The organism is Paenibacillus sp. FSL A5-0031 (assembly GCF_001956295.1).
Classification (GTDB): domain Bacteria; phylum Bacillota; class Bacilli; order Paenibacillales; family Paenibacillaceae; genus Pristimantibacillus.
In genome coordinates this window covers 275,789-292,796 of the sequence record NZ_MRTD01000006.1, presented here as the reverse complement: position 1 = coordinate 292,796, position 17,008 = coordinate 275,789, and the positions used below count along the sequence as shown (strand labels likewise).

14 protein-coding genes are annotated in these 17,008 nt (G+C 44.1%); all 14 read left to right on the top strand.

Annotated features, from left to right (window positions below; translation table 11 throughout):
* Positions 1-75: 75 nt before the first annotated feature.
* The 14 genes from BK120_RS13340 (at position 76) to BK120_RS13275 (ending at position 17,008) form a co-directional block, all read left to right on the top strand.
* A complete protein-coding gene (locus tag BK120_RS13340; protein ID WP_076267988.1) occupies positions 76-1,203 on the top strand; it encodes a Gfo/Idh/MocA family protein in 1,128 nt (375 codons plus the stop codon).
* 4 nt (positions 1,204-1,207) lie between these two features.
* Positions 1,208-2,281 carry a Gfo/Idh/MocA family protein gene (locus tag BK120_RS13335; RefSeq protein ID WP_076267987.1) on the top strand — a complete coding sequence of 358 codons (1,074 nt, stop codon included), beginning with the start codon at positions 1,208-1,210 and terminating at the stop codon, positions 2,279-2,281.
* 206 nt (positions 2,282-2,487) lie between these two features.
* Positions 2,488-3,219 carry a UMP kinase gene (gene pyrH, locus BK120_RS13330; RefSeq protein ID WP_076267986.1) on the top strand — a complete coding sequence of 244 codons (732 nt, stop codon included), beginning with the start codon at positions 2,488-2,490 and terminating at the stop codon, positions 3,217-3,219.
* Positions 3,220-3,428: 209 nt separating this feature from the next.
* Positions 3,429-4,331 (top strand): hypothetical protein, encoded by a 903-nt coding sequence (locus tag BK120_RS13325; RefSeq protein ID WP_076267985.1) that lies wholly within the window; start codon positions 3,429-3,431, stop codon positions 4,329-4,331.
* Positions 4,332-4,347: 16 nt separating this feature from the next.
* A complete protein-coding gene (locus BK120_RS13320; RefSeq protein WP_076267984.1) occupies positions 4,348-4,902 on the top strand; it encodes an RNA polymerase sigma factor in 555 nt (184 codons plus the stop codon).
* On the top strand, positions 4,899-5,918 hold the full coding sequence (locus BK120_RS13315) for a DUF4871 domain-containing protein (protein ID WP_076267983.1): 1,020 nt from the start codon (positions 4,899-4,901) through the stop codon (positions 5,916-5,918). The genes BK120_RS13320 and BK120_RS13315 overlap by 4 nt, the downstream gene beginning before the upstream one ends.
* A 120-nt stretch (positions 5,919-6,038) precedes the next feature.
* Positions 6,039-8,441, top strand: a complete 2,403-nt coding sequence (locus tag BK120_RS13310; protein WP_076267982.1) for an ATP-binding cassette domain-containing protein — start codon at positions 6,039-6,041, stop codon at positions 8,439-8,441.
* Positions 8,438-9,394, top strand: coding sequence for a serine hydrolase domain-containing protein (locus BK120_RS13305; RefSeq protein WP_076267981.1), 957 nt, complete (start codon positions 8,438-8,440; stop codon positions 9,392-9,394). The genes BK120_RS13310 and BK120_RS13305 overlap by 4 nt, the downstream gene beginning before the upstream one ends.
* Positions 9,395-9,433: 39 nt before the next feature.
* The gene (locus BK120_RS13300) at positions 9,434-10,003 is read left to right on the top strand and encodes a histidine phosphatase family protein (RefSeq protein ID WP_076267980.1); all 570 of its coding nucleotides are present in this window, start codon (positions 9,434-9,436) and stop codon (positions 10,001-10,003) included.
* 226 nt (positions 10,004-10,229) lie between these two features.
* Positions 10,230-11,822: a response regulator transcription factor gene (locus tag BK120_RS13295; RefSeq protein ID WP_076267979.1), complete on the top strand. Its 1,593-nt coding sequence runs from the start codon at positions 10,230-10,232 to the stop codon at positions 11,820-11,822.
* A 2-nt stretch (positions 11,823-11,824) separates the two neighbouring features.
* Entirely contained in the window at positions 11,825-13,597 is a 1,773-nt protein-coding gene (locus tag BK120_RS13290) for a sensor histidine kinase (RefSeq protein ID WP_076268075.1), read from the top strand.
* A gap of 124 nt (positions 13,598-13,721) precedes the next feature.
* Positions 13,722-15,158 carry an ABC transporter substrate-binding protein gene (locus tag BK120_RS13285; RefSeq protein ID WP_076267978.1) on the top strand — a complete coding sequence of 479 codons (1,437 nt, stop codon included), beginning with the start codon at positions 13,722-13,724 and terminating at the stop codon, positions 15,156-15,158.
* An 84-nt stretch (positions 15,159-15,242) separates the two neighbouring features.
* A complete protein-coding gene (locus BK120_RS13280) occupies positions 15,243-16,181 on the top strand; it encodes a carbohydrate ABC transporter permease (protein ID WP_076268074.1) in 939 nt (312 codons plus the stop codon).
* Positions 16,178-17,008: a carbohydrate ABC transporter permease gene (locus tag BK120_RS13275; RefSeq protein WP_076267977.1), complete on the top strand. Its 831-nt coding sequence runs from the start codon at positions 16,178-16,180 to the stop codon at positions 17,006-17,008. Before BK120_RS13280 ends, BK120_RS13275 begins: the two co-directional genes overlap by 4 nt.

The window sequence follows — 17,008 nt, the reverse complement described above, 5'->3', positions numbered from 1 at the left end:
CTACCATATAGGCAGGCAAAACGATTGTGAAAGCAGCTGCTATTATAACATTGTAAATAAAGGGGCGGTATTCGGATGCAGATCGTTCGTTTGGGAATTATCGGACTAGGAAATATGGGCAAGGGTCATATTGGCTACTTAGTAAAAGGTGAAGTCAGTGGAGTTGAAATAACCGCAGTTAGTGATTGTGTACAAGCAAATCTTGCGTGGGCAAAAGAAAAGCTTGGCGATCAAGTCGGATTATATGAGGATCCTTATGAAATGATGGACTCTGGACTTGTTGATGGAGTGCTCATTGCAACGCCGCATTTCTCCCATCCAGATCTCTCTATTGCTTGCTTTAAGCGTGGTCTGCATGTGCTTTGCGAGAAGCCGGCAGGTGTTTATACGAAGCAGGTTCGCGAGATGAATGATGCAGCCAGCCAAACAAATGTGAAATTCAGCATGATGTATAACCAACGCACAAACCCGATATACGTGAAGCTGAAAGAATTGATAGATAACGGCGAGCTAGGTGAAATAAGAAGAACCAATTGGATTATAACCAATTGGTATCGCTCTCAAAGTTATTATGACTCCGGTACTTGGCGTGCAACTTGGGCTGGTGAAGGCGGCGGAGTACTGCTGAACCAAGATCCGCATCAGCTCGATTTGTGGCAATGGACAATCAGTATGATGCCAAAGCGCGTCCGTGCTTTCTGCTACTTCGGCAAGCATCGTGACATCGAGGTTGAGGATGATGTAACTGCATTCGTAGAGTACGAGAACGGAGCTACTGGCGTGTTCGTGACGACGACTGGCGAAGCGCCGGGAACGAACAGACTGGAAGTGAGCGGTGATCGCGGTAAAATTGTAATTGAAAATAACCAATTAACGTTCTGGCGTCTAACGGTTCCTGAGCCGGAATTCAACAAGCAGTTCAAAGGCGGCTTCGGTCAGCCGGAATGTTGGAAATGTGAAATTCCGATTCATGGCAGCAACCCCGACCATAAAGGCATTACACAAAACTGGGTGAATGCGATTCTGTTTAATGAACCATTGATTGCTCCTGGCGAGGAAGGCATCAAAGGGCTTATGCTCTCGAATGCGATGCTGCTATCAACATGGACGGATGGCTGGGTAGATTTGCCGATTGATGAGGAGTTATTTTATAAGCATCTGCAAGAGAAAATCGCAAGCTCAGCCTATCAGAAGGAGGACTAGATCGATGAGTAATGCAGATGGCATGAAATATGCGCCAAAGGGAAAGCCGAATAGAGTAGTTGAGGATGGGCAATTCGTAATCGCCGCTGTTAGTCTTGATCACGGTCATATTTATGGCATGTGCAACGGACTTGTGGAAGCGGGCGCCATTTTAAAATGGGTATACGACGCTGACCCCGCTAAGGTTGAAGCATTTATCCGTCAATATCCGCAGGTACGAGCAGCAGAGTCGGAAGAGCAGGTGCTCTCCGATGATGAGGTGCAGCTGGTTGCAGCTGCAGCGGTTACATCGGAGCGCGGACCGCTAGGCGTTCGCGTTATGCGCAGCGGCAAACATTATTTTACCGATAAAGCGCCATTTACGACGCTTGAACAGCTCGCGGACGCTCGCGCTGCATACGCAAATACAGGTAAAAAATACGCAGTATATTACAGCGAGAGATTGCATGTGGAATGCGCGGTTTATGCGGGCCAATTGATCGAACAAGGTGCCATTGGACGTGTTGTTCAAGTCATTGGACTAGGGCCGCATCGTTTGAACGCTGCCTCTCGTCCGTCATGGTTTTTTGAGAAGGAAAAGTATGGCGGCATCATTTGTGATATCGGATCGCATCAAATTGAACAATTTCTATATTTTACAGGCAATCAGAATGCCAATGTTGTAAACAGCAAGGTGGCCAACTATGCCAATAAGGAGTACCCTGAGCTTGAGGATTTTGGTGATATGACGCTTGTTGGCGAGAATGGGGCAACCGGCTACTTCCGTGTCGATTGGCTAACACCAAGCGGTCTTGGAACATGGGGCGACGGTCGTACTATGATTCTCGGAACGGAAGGCTACATCGAGATGAGGAAGTACATTGATATCGCTAAAGATAAGGATGGGGACCAGCTTTATTTGGTAAATGCAGATGGCGAGCAGCATATTCAGCTTCGCGGCAAAGTCGGCTTCCCTTATTTTGGCCAACTCATTCTCGATTGCTTGAACGGCACTGAGCTTGCCATGACGCAGGAGCATGCTTTCAAAGCTGCTGAGCTGTCGCTTCTTGCTCAGAAGCATGCGACAAAAGTGGAGTAGAAATGATTGCTGCTAATGGGTTGTTGCTTTTTTGCTCGTACTCAGTATAAAATAGGTGAGAATTAATAAATGGAAGGAGTGGGAATATGAGGATCAAGTGCAGGGTTACGTTATCCAATTGTGTTTTTCATATTCCCATTTCACTTTTACACTAAAGCATCTATTGCTTTAGTGTTTTTTTTTATCCTATGGAGGTGTAACGGCGAATGAGGTACAAGAGAGTTCTTATTAAGCTTAGCGGCGGGGCAGTTGCAGGAAATGCTGAATTCGGTTTTGAGCCTGAACGGTTAAATTACATTGCGAATGAAATTATATCCGTGGTCCGTTTAGGTGTTGAGGTGTCGCTCGTTATTGGCGGGGGGAACATATTTCGCGGCAATATGGCGGAAAGCTGGGGAATCGAAAGAGCGGAAGCAGACAACATCGGTACACTTGCGACCGTCATTAATAGTTTGATGCTACGCGGGGTGCTGAAAGCTAAAACAGACAAAGAAGTTCGCGTAATGACAGCAATACCGATTACTTCGGTCGCTGAGCCATACATCAGACTGCGTGCAATCCACCATTTGGAGCAAGGTTATATCGTCATATTTGCTGGAGGCAACGGTCAACCCTACGTAACAACGGATTATCCTTCGGTACAAAGGGCCATTGAAGTGAATAGTGAGGCGCTTTTGGTTGCAAAACAAGGCGTAGATGGCATTTATAATGCCGATCCTAAATACGATGCTGATGCAAGGCGGTTCAAATCCCTCCATTACAATGATGTTTTGCAATATAATTTGAAGGTAATGGATCAGTCAGCCTTTATATTGGCTAGAGACTATCATTTGCCTATGCATGTGTTCAACTTCGACAAGCCCGGATCCATGAAAGAAATTTGTGAAGGCGGAAACAATGGTACCATCATTAGCGGTGAATCTGTTCTTGCCTACTAATAAATGTTGAAATAAAAAGGACTGCTTATAAAGGTACTCCCGTTTAATGAAAGCCGGGAAATGTACTTTTTAAGCAGTCCTTTGATGTTTTGAGGAGTCGGGAATTTTGTAAAGACCTTATTCAACATCATAACAGAGCCGTAATTATAAGTCTATATTTTTGTATGATAATATGTAAAAATTTGATTATCTTGGATGGGAGGTACAGCATGAACCTACAATCATTATTTTCTGAACCTATTATGTCACAGTCCACTCTGGGTGGCTTTGCTAGTGACGTGTTTCTAGTCATCACGGAAGCAGGGGAATACGTTGTTCGATCATCCGGCGTAGATGAGACCGTTGATGCTCCTTTTGTATGGGCATGCAGTAATTTGTTCGGGAAACAATTAAGCCAGACGTTTGATATGGAGACTATTAATCAATATCTCTCACGATTGACAAGCAATATCGCTATTCCCAGTGTACTTGGCAAGGCCGTGATCGATGGAAGACAAGTGATTTCGGTTGAAAAAATAAATGGAATTCCATTGTCATTTCAAAATAAACCCGCGATGATGATGGAGGATTTCGGACGGTCGATTGCGGAGATCCATTCCGATAAAGGTAAGGAATGGGGTTCTCTAAATGGCTCAGTTCGGCATGCATTAGCGGATTTCCCTCAGAAGCTAGCAGATGCATTAAGGGTGATGGCTGCCCGTTATTACAAGGAAAATGCGGCAATCCATGAATCTCTTGATTACTACTGTTCATTAGCTGAAAATATGCCGGTACCGACGTATGCCTCATGCATCATGCTCGATATGGATCCGAGGCAGTTTCTATCAAATGGAGAACGGGTTAGCGCGATCGTTGATACAGAAGCGTATGTGTTTGGCCCTCGTGAAATGGATTTAATAGCGATTGAATGCTCGTTGGATGAGGCGGGAGCTCATTATTTCCGCAAAGGTTATAACGAAGTGCTGCCTTTCCCTGATTTATTGCAGGTGCGAGAGTTGTACCGATATTTCTTTTGCTTACTCGAAATTAAGGGGCCTGATTTTGACTATCACAAATGGATGTCCTTTCCTCATCTATTCGGGAACTTTTGGAATGCAGAAGGGTCTTCTTAATTAGAGAGGTGATGAGGTGGAGCTCGAATATGTGAAGTATTTGGCAAAAGGATTTGAAACGGATGCCGTATTGATTGATTTGATGAATGCATATGGCAACGACGTTTGGAATTTTGCATTTTTTTTAATTCGGAATGCCGATGCGGCAGATGACATTTGTCAGGATGTTTTTTTGACAGTATATGAGAAGCTGCATACATTTCGAGGCGAAGCCAGCATGAAGAGCTGGCTGCTTACCATTACACGAAACAAAACGTATAAGTACAAAAGAAGCGCTTATTTTTCTAAGGTCATTGTGATGGATTTCGTAACAAGAAGGGAAACATCCAGATCAGCGGAAGCAGAAGTTTTTGACCTTATGGAAACCAAATATATTTGGAACACCGTTATGAAGCTTCCGCTGCGCTACCGAGAAGTGCTCATACTGGAAATTCATTATCAATTATCGATGCAAGAAATGGCAAGTATGCTGCAAATAGCGGAAGGGACGGTTAAATCGAGGCTGCACCGCGCACGCAAAAAAATGACAAGTTTACTGCAAAGTGATTCAAAAGGAGGAAACATCATATGAAGGAGCCAAAACAGTGGGAAGAAGCGCTTAGCCGCTCCCCATTTGTGAATCCTCGCTTCACTGAGCAATTGCGGGAGAAAATTGTTTATAGGGCCAATGATAAACCGAAGAAAAAGTCTTATATTGCTCGTCTGGGAGCACTGAGTGCAATTGCAGCCGTCCTTGTCTATATGCTGTTTGTTACAGATTTGAGCAAGCTGTTTACGAGCCCTTCACAAATAGTTGGAACAAATGGAAGCGGCAGAGTAGAGGAAACTCGAACGGAATACAGGAAGAACGGCCAAATGATATTTCAAGTATTTCCTGAGGAGAATGTGGTTGCAGGTGTCATGCAAGGCTATGTTCTCCATTTCACGCAGCCCATTGATGTTTTTCTTGGCAAAAACATTTCTATTGAAGGCTATCATGCGCAATCGGGAAAACGGTTGACCGTTATGTCCCCTGTGACTATTACAGAGCCGAGCTCAGGATATGAAACGTTGGAACGTTTTACAACCGGCTTTAGCCTGCCATTGGGCGGAACATGGACATTCGAGGTCAAGCTGAATGAACAATTTTACGGTGACTTTATTTTGGCAGTACAGGAGCCTTCGCCATGGATAAGCACATCTACGTTCAATTTGCCGTATACAGGCAACGATGGAATGCCTCATAACTATGTGCTTGCCGGCGAGAAAGACAAGGTGGGATTTCTTGTGGGTCCCTATCAAAATGAGCAAGGATTGATCCTCGATGAGCAGCCGATTGTAGCGGGGAAAGGAAATAAGTACATGTGGTATTTTTGGGGGAGCAAGCAGGAGCTCACGGGCAGCTTTAACGTTATGGGCGTAAAAGAAGGCACCACGCAGGAGATTGAAGTTTTCTCTGCGCGCAGTGTAGGGTCTCCGCTGAATGGGGCAGACGCTGTTATTCCATCATCGATGGTACTGCCCGAAGCCGGCATGTGGCGGCTAAACGTATATATTCAAGATAAGTTATTTAGCAGTATTACTATTCAGGTGGAATCGGCGAGCTGATAATTATTACTTTAAAACGAGAAGGCTGCCATTAGGCAGCCTTTTTAGTAAACTATTTACACAAGAACGTATGTGCGGTAAATTATGGGTATGAGATCAATGCCAGAATGGAGTGCATGCATGAAAGCGTTCATAGAGATAGAAGGAGCAAGGCTGCATAACCTCAAGGATATCGATGTTCGTATTCCAAAAAATAAGCTGACAGTCATAACAGGCGTATCGGGAAGCGGCAAATCGAGTCTTGCTTTCGATACGTTATATGAAGAAGGAAAGCGGCGCTATCTATTGTTCTCGGGTACGCAATATATGGTTGATGCGGTGTCTTCTTTTGATAAAATAACGGGATTGTCCCCTGCGGTAGCCATTGAGCAGCGTATCGTCCGGCAATCCAATCCTAGAAGTACAGTAGGCACGCGGACAAAAATCGGAAATTTACTTGCCATTATGTTTGCGACGTATGGCAAACGTGATCCTGCATACAATGACGGGCTGCCGCTCTCCATGGAGTTGTTTCAGAGGAACTCGCCTAAGGGAATGTGTGTGAAGTGTCTTGGTACGGGAAGCCATCAAATGATTCAAGAAGAAGCGATTCTTAATCCGGAAACACAAATCAAAAACGTGTTTGATGGTTTTTTGATCAAGCATCGTTTTCACAGAGGAAACTTCAAAAAGTTTTGTGAAATAAACAAGATTGATATAAATGATAAAATCGCTTTTTTGCCGGATGATGTTTTTCATTCCTTCAAGTATGGCTGCCGCAAGAGTGGATTTGTAGGTGCAGTTGTTGTTTTTACAGATATGATGAAACATATGGCTAGCAAAGTGAAGAGGCATGGGAGCAAAGACAAAGAAGTGAATTTATGGGGGATTCATGCGGATTCCATCCCATGCCCCAAATGTAAAGGCACAGGTCTTGGTCTTCAGGCAATTCATACCACAATAGGTGAGAAAACGATTAAAGAGCTCGAGGATATGTACATCAATGAACTGCTTGCGTTTTTGCAAAAGCAGCACGCCAATGTATTTAGCAAAAATCTGCTGGATGAAATGGTCATGAAGCTTCAGTGTATGGTCGATGTAGGGCTGCATCATCTTTCGCTATCGCGAGCAGTTCCTACTCTCTCAGGCGGTGAAATTCAGCGTTTGTTTCTGGCGTCTTTTATTATTGCGGATATGGATTCTATTATTTTTATATTCGACGAGCCTACAATCGGATTGCATGAAGTAGAGAAGGAGATGCTGATAAGCATCATTCAAGGCTTAGTGGAGCGAGGTAACACAGTCGTTGCCGTAGAGCATGATCATAAATTTATGCAAGCTGCCGATTACATTGTCGATCTTGGACCCGAAGCGGGAGTTCAAGGCGGAGAGCTTATTTTCCAAGGCAGCTACCTTGATTTTATGGCTTGTGAACGATCGCGAACAGCCCCTTATTTGAATGGCACCAGAACCTTGCATGTCAAAACACAATATAAGTTAGCCGATCCAAGCAAACTACTTAGGCTGGAGCATGCGAGCCTACATAATCTTCAGGATGTCTCCGTGACGTTACCTCTTGGACTGATGGTAGGAATAGCGGGAGTATCGGGCAGCGGCAAATCCAGCCTAATCCAGCACACACTTGTACCAAAGCTTAAGCAGTCACTCCAAAGCAAGTTCATATATGATAACGATGATACAGAGCTTTTACTGCAAGACGAGGTGACGTTACTTGGAATCGAGCAGATTAAAAAATGTATAGTGGTGGACCAGAAGCCCATTGGAAGGAGCAAAACCTCTTGTCCAGCAACCTATACGGGTATATTTGATCGAATCCGGACTTTGTTCAGCAAAACACCTGATGCGGTGGAAAAAGGATATACAGCCGGTCTGTTTACCGTTAATTCTGAAGGAGGCTGTAGAGGCTGCAAGGGAGAAGGTTTTAAAAACCATTATGTTGGCTTCGGCAACTTCATAGAGGTAGAGTGCGATATGTGCGGGGCAACGGGATTTGTTGAAGAGGCTCTAAGTGTAAGGCTTGAGGGAAAGAACATTAAGGAAATTATGATGATGAGCGTCGCGGAGGCCAGCATTTTTTTTGGAAATGAACAATCTATGGCTTATGACAAAATGATATCGGCCTCGCTCAGTACGCTCGAAAGTGTAGGGATGAGTTATATTACGCTCGGCCAAAAGACGCCATCTATTTCAGGCGGTGAAGCGCAGCGGATTAAGCTTGCCAAGGAGCTGTGCAGGCAAAGCGGGAAAGATAATGTATATATTTTGGATGAACCGACGACAGGCCTTTCTTTCTCAGATACGGAGCGGCTGATGACATTGCTGCAGCAGCTCGCAGATGCTGGCAATACGATTATCATTACCGAGCATGATCCAGCTGTGCTTGCCAATTGTGATTATATTATCGAAATGGGACCTGGTGGCGGAAGTGACGGGGGAGCTATTATCGCGGAGGGCATGCCGCTTGAACTAATGTCGAACAGTCATTCCATCATCGGGAAATATATAAAGCAGGTGTTGAAATGAGCTTTGAATGGCAGTTGTCCACTCCCGAGGCGGAGGGAATGGATGCTAAACTTCTAGAGCAGATAGATGATTATGTGAAGCAAAAGCGATATAGACTCATAAACAGCGTGATCATTGTGAAAAATGGAAAACTGGTTTATGAACGTTACTTCAATAAGTGTAATGAAAATACGAGGCATTCTATTAAATCAGTATGGAAGAGTATTTTAGCCATCGCTGTAGGCATTTGTTTGGACAAAGGCTTGATTAATAATCTGGATGAACCAATAGGCAATTATTTGCCCGCCTTTGCTGGTCATAACCATCATTATCATAAGCTGATTACGATTCGGCATTTGCTAACGATGTCATCAGGAATTTACTGGAATGGCGGTGTTCATTACCATTGTCCGATGATGCAGCAAATGATGCGTACGAATGACTGGCTATCGCATATCGCTGATATTGACATGCACAGTGTTCCTGGCATGAATTTTCAGTATAAGGAATGGGATGTCATGTTGTTATCAGCGGTCATAGGCAAAGCCTATGGAAGCACAGCCTACGATCTCATTTATCATGAAATGTATAAACCGCTCGATATCGCCAGTGGAATTTGGCCGAGCAGTCCTTGCGGTTTCTCCTATACGGTAATGAAGGGTGAAGAACAATCGGATTTGTCTGCTAGAGATATGGCTAAGGTAGGTTTCCTGTTTTTAGGAGATGGCAGTATTAATGGCAATCCGATTGTTTCTCCAGCGTTTGTGAAGCAAGCGATAACCCCATCCTATCCGTCCTATGGTTTTTTGTGGTGGCTGTCTCCAGCTGGATATGGATGTCGCGGATTTGGCGGGCAAGAGGTGAATGTCATTCCTGAGCATCAATTTGTATCCGTCATACAAGCGACACCCACACCATCGAGCAAATCGTATCCGGATATTCATGACTTGTTTCTTAGCCAAGCGATTAAATAAAAGCTGCTTATGATCTGAACATTAACGGAGGATAAACCTATGAATACGGTCATTTATATGGTTAGACACGCAGAATCGCCTTTTGAATTTGGACAAGAACGAACGCGCGGGCTTTCGGAGGAGGGTTTCTCAGAAGCAAAACGTGTTGCAGAGGTGCTGGGCGATGTCGATATTCATTTTATGGCATCCAGCTCTTACACGAGAGCGGTGCAGACGATTGAGCATTTAGCAAAGCGGAAAGCGATGACGATTGTAGAGTATGAAGAACTGGTGGAAAGAGCGATAAAGGGTTTGGATTATAAGACTACTTGGGACGTTCTGTATGAAGCGATAAGGAAGTCTTTTATCGATATCGATTTTGCTTTGGAGGGCGGCGAAACGACTCGAAGCGCACAACAAAGAGCGATACCCGTCATAGAGAGAATACTGGAGGAGCACCGAGGTAAAAACATTGTTTTGGGTACCCATGGCAATATTATGACGATCATTATGAATCATTATGATGATAAGTTTGGATTTGATTTTTGGAATACGACCTCGAAGCCAGACATTTATAAATTAACATTTAATCTGAATAAGCTTGAGCATGTGGAAAGGATATGGACTTAAGTAAGGCGACGAGAATCCATTGAAACCAGTGGTCATCCTGCAAAGGATGGCCTTTTTGTATGCTATCATTCCAACGAAATCGTTCATTACCTATATAGGATCATGTATTATTTTTTTGCAACAGACCAGATATTTAGTGTTATACTCGCTATTAAATTAACAACTAATGCGGAAATTCATCAGTAAATGAGTGAAAGCGACCGCATGAAGATGGAGCGTGAGCGGATTGAAAATACTAATTGTAGACGATGAGCCAAGGCATCTCAGAGGAATGGCTAAATTAGTTAGTGCGATGCGGCCAAAAGCTGAAATATTAGTAGCGAAGGATGGGGCAGCTGCTATCGCTATCATTCAACAGGATCAACCGCAAATTGTACTGACGGATATCCAGATGCCTAATATGGATGGATTGACATTATTGAAATGGCTTGAGGATAAGGAACATCGACCGAAGGTAGTTATGGTATCGGCGTATAATCTATTTGAATATGCGCAAACCGCTCTGCGTCATGGCGCTTATGACTACTTGTTGAAGCCGATTGATATAGATAAAGTGGAGCATATTTTGGGACGGCTTGATGCACAACTAGCGGCGGAGTCCATGCAGAGTGAAGCTTCCGAAAAACTGCAGCATCGGCTTAAGCTCACCTCCTCTGCCTACCAGAACAATCTGCTTTTGTCATGGTTAAGCGGCAATCTATCAGCAGCGGAGCAAGTGGAGCTTGAAGCACTCGATATTGTGCAAGGAAGCGGTACAGTTATCTTTTCTGAACTCACCATCCGTCTTGAGGAGGATAAGAGCCTCTACACACCTGCATTGCTGCAGCAGCTGGAGCATTTATGGTCCTGCTACGGTCAAGCCAGTACCTTCTCAATTAATTCGCTTCGAGAAGACGTATTCCAAGCGATTACCATTTTGCGTACGCCGAACCCATCCCTTAGACACGATGAGATTCGATTGGCATTTAGCGAACTAAACAAGGAGTGGCTGCCGTATGGCCGGCTTGTTCATGGTATGGGGACAAGCTGTTTATCTTTAGTAGAGCAGCTGCCGCATTCTTACCGAACAGCTCAAACTGCATGTGAGTATAATTTCCATGATTGCTGGCATGGAGTCCTATTTCATGATGAGCTGAACCACTCCAGCAAGTCCTTTCATTTAGATGGGGAGCGGCTTTTTGAAGCGTTGCAGGATAATGATCCAATGGCTGCCATCATACTGTGCCGATCTGCTTTTCAAGAACTGGCAGGCGAGGGCCACACAGAACCGCAGCTTATTAAAGAGTGTGCTTCACTCACACTTATGAAGCTTAAAAGCCGAACAAGAGATGTTGTCGAAAGAAATTTTGGAAGCGTCCTCACGAATACGGTCGTAACGGAAATACCTGCATGCGATAGCTATAGTGAGCTGCTGGCGCTCTTGGAGTCTCAAATTCGTGATCTGCACCAAGCGTTACGGAACATGAAGCAAGGAAAAAACGAGATTATTATGGAACAGTGCTTGAGCTGGATACAAGAGAATTATATGGAGGATTTGACACTAGAGATGGCAGCTGAACAGTTTGCCTTTAATCCGTCTTATTTCAGCACATTGATTAAAAGCCGTACCGGAAAGTCTTTTTCTGACCATATTACCGAGGCTCGGATGCGGCGGGCAAAACAATTGCTTAGAGATGGCCATTTGAAAATTTATGATATAGCTGCGCAATGCGGCTACCGCGATACGAAGTATTTTTGCCGAGTGTTCAAGAAACAGAATGGTCTATCACCGGAAGCTTATAAGCACAAATCCCTTACAACGAATAGAGACGAGATATGAATATGACATTTCGATCACGGTTGTTCATCAGCTATATCATCCTAATTGCTTTGCCGTTCCTTGTGTTAAGCACTTTATTTTATCGTACAAGCCTTAAGGTTGTGACGGAGCAAGCGCAAAAAAATGTTTATGAGATCGTCAAAAAAAATAATGAAGTCATCGATACGAAACTCAAAGTTATTGATCAGAACAGTTTGGCCTTGTTCGTAGACAAGGATCTATTTCAAATTTTCAGTCAGCTGAATCCAGCAAAGGCTGAGGAGCTGCTGGCAGCTGATCGACGCGTATCTACTATTCTAAGCAAATACTTTTCACAAAACGACGATGTTTACGCCTACCAGCTTTGGACTTCTTACTTCACCTTCGGCAATTCGCAAAACATGCCGCAAGGAGATCCTACACTTTCAACTATTTACAAGCAAGCTGTGCATGCGGGTGGAAAAATGATTTGGTATCCTACCTATGATTTTACGGAGATGTTTGATCAGTCTTATCTTTCCAAGAGCTTGATCGATTATCGCTATTTATATTCAGCCACGCGTTTGCTCAATTTCTCACATATGGAAGACAGTACATTAATTAAGCTGAATCCGAATGTGGAGCGTCCAGTGCTTACGATAAGCTTCAAATCGACCGTACTGGATGCCCTGTTTGAGAAGAGCATACCAGTCGGCTCCCGCTATATGGTATTAGATTTGAACGACATGGTAGTTGCCGGCAGTGATGTATCACAAGTGACAAAAAGCTTCAACGAGAATTGGGTGGATTCATTCCGCATGACGGGAAGCGGGACTCAGCGAATGAAGCTGAACGGCGAGAATATGATCATATGCTTTGACCGCTCAACCGTAACCGGATGGTTGTCGATCGTCATAACGCCGGAGTCTGCATTGGTAAGCAACCTCGTGCCTGTTATTCGAACCTCAACGATTGTGTTAGCTGCTATATTGAGCGGAATTGCATTTTTATTTGCCTATTTCATATTAAGCCGCATCACAGGTCCGATTAAGAAGCTGCTTGGAGCGATGAGATCCGTTGGCGAAGGCGATTTTCAAACCCGTGTGGAAGTCAGCACGAATGACGAATTCGGTATCTTAATGCAGCGATTTAACCGGATGAATGATCGGATTCACCTGCTCGTCAAAGAAAATTATGAGATTAAGCTAAAGGAAAAGGAAGCAGAAATTCACGCGCTCAATATGCAGATGAATCCTCATTTTCTGTATAACACGCTCAATATTATGAATTGGACAGCGATTGAAAATAATCAGAAGGAGCTAAGCAAGATGCTCGTCTGTTTGTCCAATATGCTGCATTATACTTCTCGTAAGGAATGGGGCGCCGTTCATCTGTCAGAGGAAATCGAATGGATGAAAAACTACTTTTATATTATGTCAGCGCGTTTCGAAGGCAAGTTTACCGTTAACTATGAAATTGATCCGATCCTTTATGATCATAAGCTGCCTAGGCTGCTGTTTCAGCCGTTTGTTGAGAATGCTATTTTGCACGGGTTTAATCAGATGGAAGAGGGAGGCGTTATCCTCATTCGCGGCTGGGCAGAAGAGGGAAAACGTTTTTTTGAGATTAAAGATAATGGACGAGGAATAAGCGAAGAGATGATCAAGGTGATTTTGTACAAACAATCTTCTTCGGTCGGCATTAAAAATACGATCTCCCGTTTACAGATGGCATATGGGGATGAATACGGCATCGAGATTCGGTCCGTGCCAGGATCAGGTACCAGCATTCTGATAAAACTTCCGCTCGATACCTAATAATAGTCCACCATTCCAATAATACTCGGGTTTTGAAAGCGTTATCTATCGATTACAATAAAACCATCATAGACTGCAGCTATGAGCCAATGAGATGGATAAATGAAAGGGGCTCGTTACGAATATGAGAAGACAATGGAAATCGGTTTCCGTTCTCTTAGTTGTGCTGCTTATGGCAATCAGCGTACTATCGGCTTGTACGAAGTCTGATTCAGGTAACAAAAATTCTCAGGCTGGGGCGACGAATGGCTCAAGCAACACCGAAAATACAGGTAGCGGTGAAAATGTATCCAAAGATCCGATCAAACTGCGTCTTACAGCTTGGGGCGCACCTGATGAGATCGCAGCATTTAAGAAAGCAGTCGCTAGTTTTGAGGCTAAGCATACAAATATTAAGGTTGATTTCCAAGCCATTTCAGCGGATTACGATACGAAATTAACGACCATGGTAGCTGGCAACGATGAGCCGGATATTGCCATGATGGAGTCCAGCACGATCGCTTTTCCTTTAGCGGAAGAAGGCAAGTTCGTTAACCTTCAGGATTTCCTTGATAAGGATACGGAGTTGACTGTGGATAGGCTCGTTCCTAACATTATGTATTCCTCGGAGCCTGGCAATGTAGTTGGTATTGCGCCTGGCCCAGAATCTTTTGCTTTATTTTATAATGAAGATGTATTTAAGGATGCAGGCTTAACACCTCCGCCAGCCAAAGCTTCTGAAGCGTGGACATGGGATCAGTTCGTAGAGGTTTCTAAGAAACTTACAATTGACAACAAAGGCAAGAATGCGACAGAAGAAGGTTTTGATCCTAAAAACATTAAACAATTCGGAGTCAACGTGCCAACTTGGTGGGGCGCATACAGCAACTTCATCTATTCGAATGGCGGAGACTTCTTGTCTGAGGACGGCAAAACCTTTGCTCTGAACCAGCCTGAAGCTGTTGAAGCTATTCAGAAGATTTCCGATCTTATTAATGTTCATCATGTAGCACCGTCACCTGTTCAAGCGAAAAATATACCAGGCACCAACGTTGCGCTGCAAACCAAAAAAGTAGCGATGGCATTTGATGGTCAATGGGCAAGCACAAGCTTGGCACAATCCAAATTTAATTTTAATGTTGGCGTGCTCCCCGTTATGAAACAGCCGATGACGACTGTCGTTTCTGGCATGTTCTCGATGTTTAAATCAACGAAACATCCGGAGGAAGCATGGGAGCTCTTGAAGGCACTGATTGATCCAGAAGCTTCAATCGAGCTGCTAACTGCCGGCACTTGGATGCCATCTCATAAAGAGTGGTACACGGATGAGTCTTACCTAACCAGATGGACTGAAAACCTGCCTTCTCGCCCATCGGGCTACAAGGATGCGGTCGTTGAGATGGTATTGAGCAACAGCCATGCAACACCAACCGCTTATGTGAAAAACTTTAATAAAATTATGGATATCGTTAATCCAGCACTCGATAAAGTTTGGTTAGGCCAGCAAACCGCTCAAGAGGCAATGGATTCTATCGCTGCGAAAGCACAAGCACAGGTTCAAGGGCGTCGTGACGTACAATAACCAATTAAAGAAAGAACTATAGTCAGATTGACGGCGTTCTTCCTGAAGACCGCCGTCTTCTTAGGATAGGAGGCAAGTATGGGCATGGATATTCCTGCGCAAACCATTCCAGCAGTCAGTAAAAAAAGTCGCATAAGAGAGCGTAAGGCGTTATTCTACGGGTTACTATTTACAGCTCCTGCCATACTAGGCTTCATCATATTTACGCTTGGTCCTATGATTGCTAGTTTGGTGCTCAGTTTAACTGATTATAGCGTGTTCAAAGATACAACCTCATTTATTGGTTTCGATAATTACGCCAAGCTGTTCTCAGGTGAAGATGATTTATTTTATAAATCACTAGGCGTTACCTTCTATTTTGTTATTTTGCGGGTACCTGCTGTCATCATCATCTCTTTTCTGCTGGCGCTGCTCCTTAATATGAATGTAAAGGGTAGATCGTTGTTCCGCACCATTATTTATTTGCCAAGTATCGTTCCAGCGGTTGCATCGTCCATGATATGGCTGTGGCTGCTTAATCCAGACCTTGGTTTAGTTAATACGGTGCTCGCATGGCTTCATTTGCCGACAAGCAACTGGCTGTTTGGCGAGAGCAGTGTTATTCCATCTGTTGTCTTAACGACGCTTTGGGGAATAGGCGGCACAGTCATTATTTTTCTAGCGGGGCTTTCGGGTATTCCGAAGCAGTACTATGAAGCCATTGATGTCGATGGCGGAGGATGGATGCATAAGCTGCGCCATATTACGATCCCGATGGTAACGCCAACAATCTTCTTTAATACCATCATGACGATTATCGGTTCTTTCCAGGTGTTTAGCGAAGCCTACATTTTGACACAGGGCGGGCCGAATAATAAAAGTTTATTTTTCGTGTTTTATTTGTGGAGTACAGCATTCCGTGATACAGAGATGGGTTATGCATCTGCCCTGGCATGGATTCTATTTATCATTATTTTGTTCTTTACGTTTATTGTGTTCAAAACCTCGAAATCTTGGGTTTACTACGAGGGGGAAAAATCATGAGAGAGTCCAAACTCAAGCTGACAGCAGGTTATGCGGCCCTTATTATTATTTCAGTTATGTTTATCATTCCGTTCGTTTGGCTGATTCGAAGCTCAGTGATGGATCTATCGCAAATTTTCGTTATGCCGCCGGAATGGATTCCAAATCCTTTTAAATGGGATAACTACGAGAGAGCACTGACCGTGCTGCCTTTCGGACAATTTTTCAAAAATACACTTATTATTGTGTTCAGCGTTATTATCGGAACTGTGCTGACGAGTACGATTGCAGCCTTTGGTTTCTCTCGTATTCAGTGGAAAGGCAGAGACACCATTTTTGCAATCCTTATGACCAGCATGATGCTGCCTGCTGCAGTTACGTTAATTCCGAGCTTTCTCGGATGGAAAACGCTGGGCTTCTATGATACGTTCTATCCGCTTATCGTGCCGGCGTTCTTTGGCGGAGGTATCTTTAATATCTTCCTGCTTCGCCAATTCTACATGACGATTCCGCGTGATTTTGACGAGGCTGCTTTTGTGGATGGGGCTAATTATTTTCAAATTTATTGGCGTATTCTTATGCCGCTTAGCCGTTCGGCTGTTATCGTCGTTGCGCTATTTACTTTTTTAGGATCATGGAATGACTTCATGGGGCCGCTTATCTATTTAAAGAGTGACAGCCGCTTTACGTTAGCACTTGGCTTGCAAATGTTTCAAGGCAGCTATACGGCGCAATGGGATTTGCTCATGGCGGCTTCAGCAACTGTCGTTATGCCCTGCGTGCTCGTATTTTTAATTGGCCAGCGTTATTTTCTGGAAGGCATTACGTTAACGGGATTGAAAGGATAA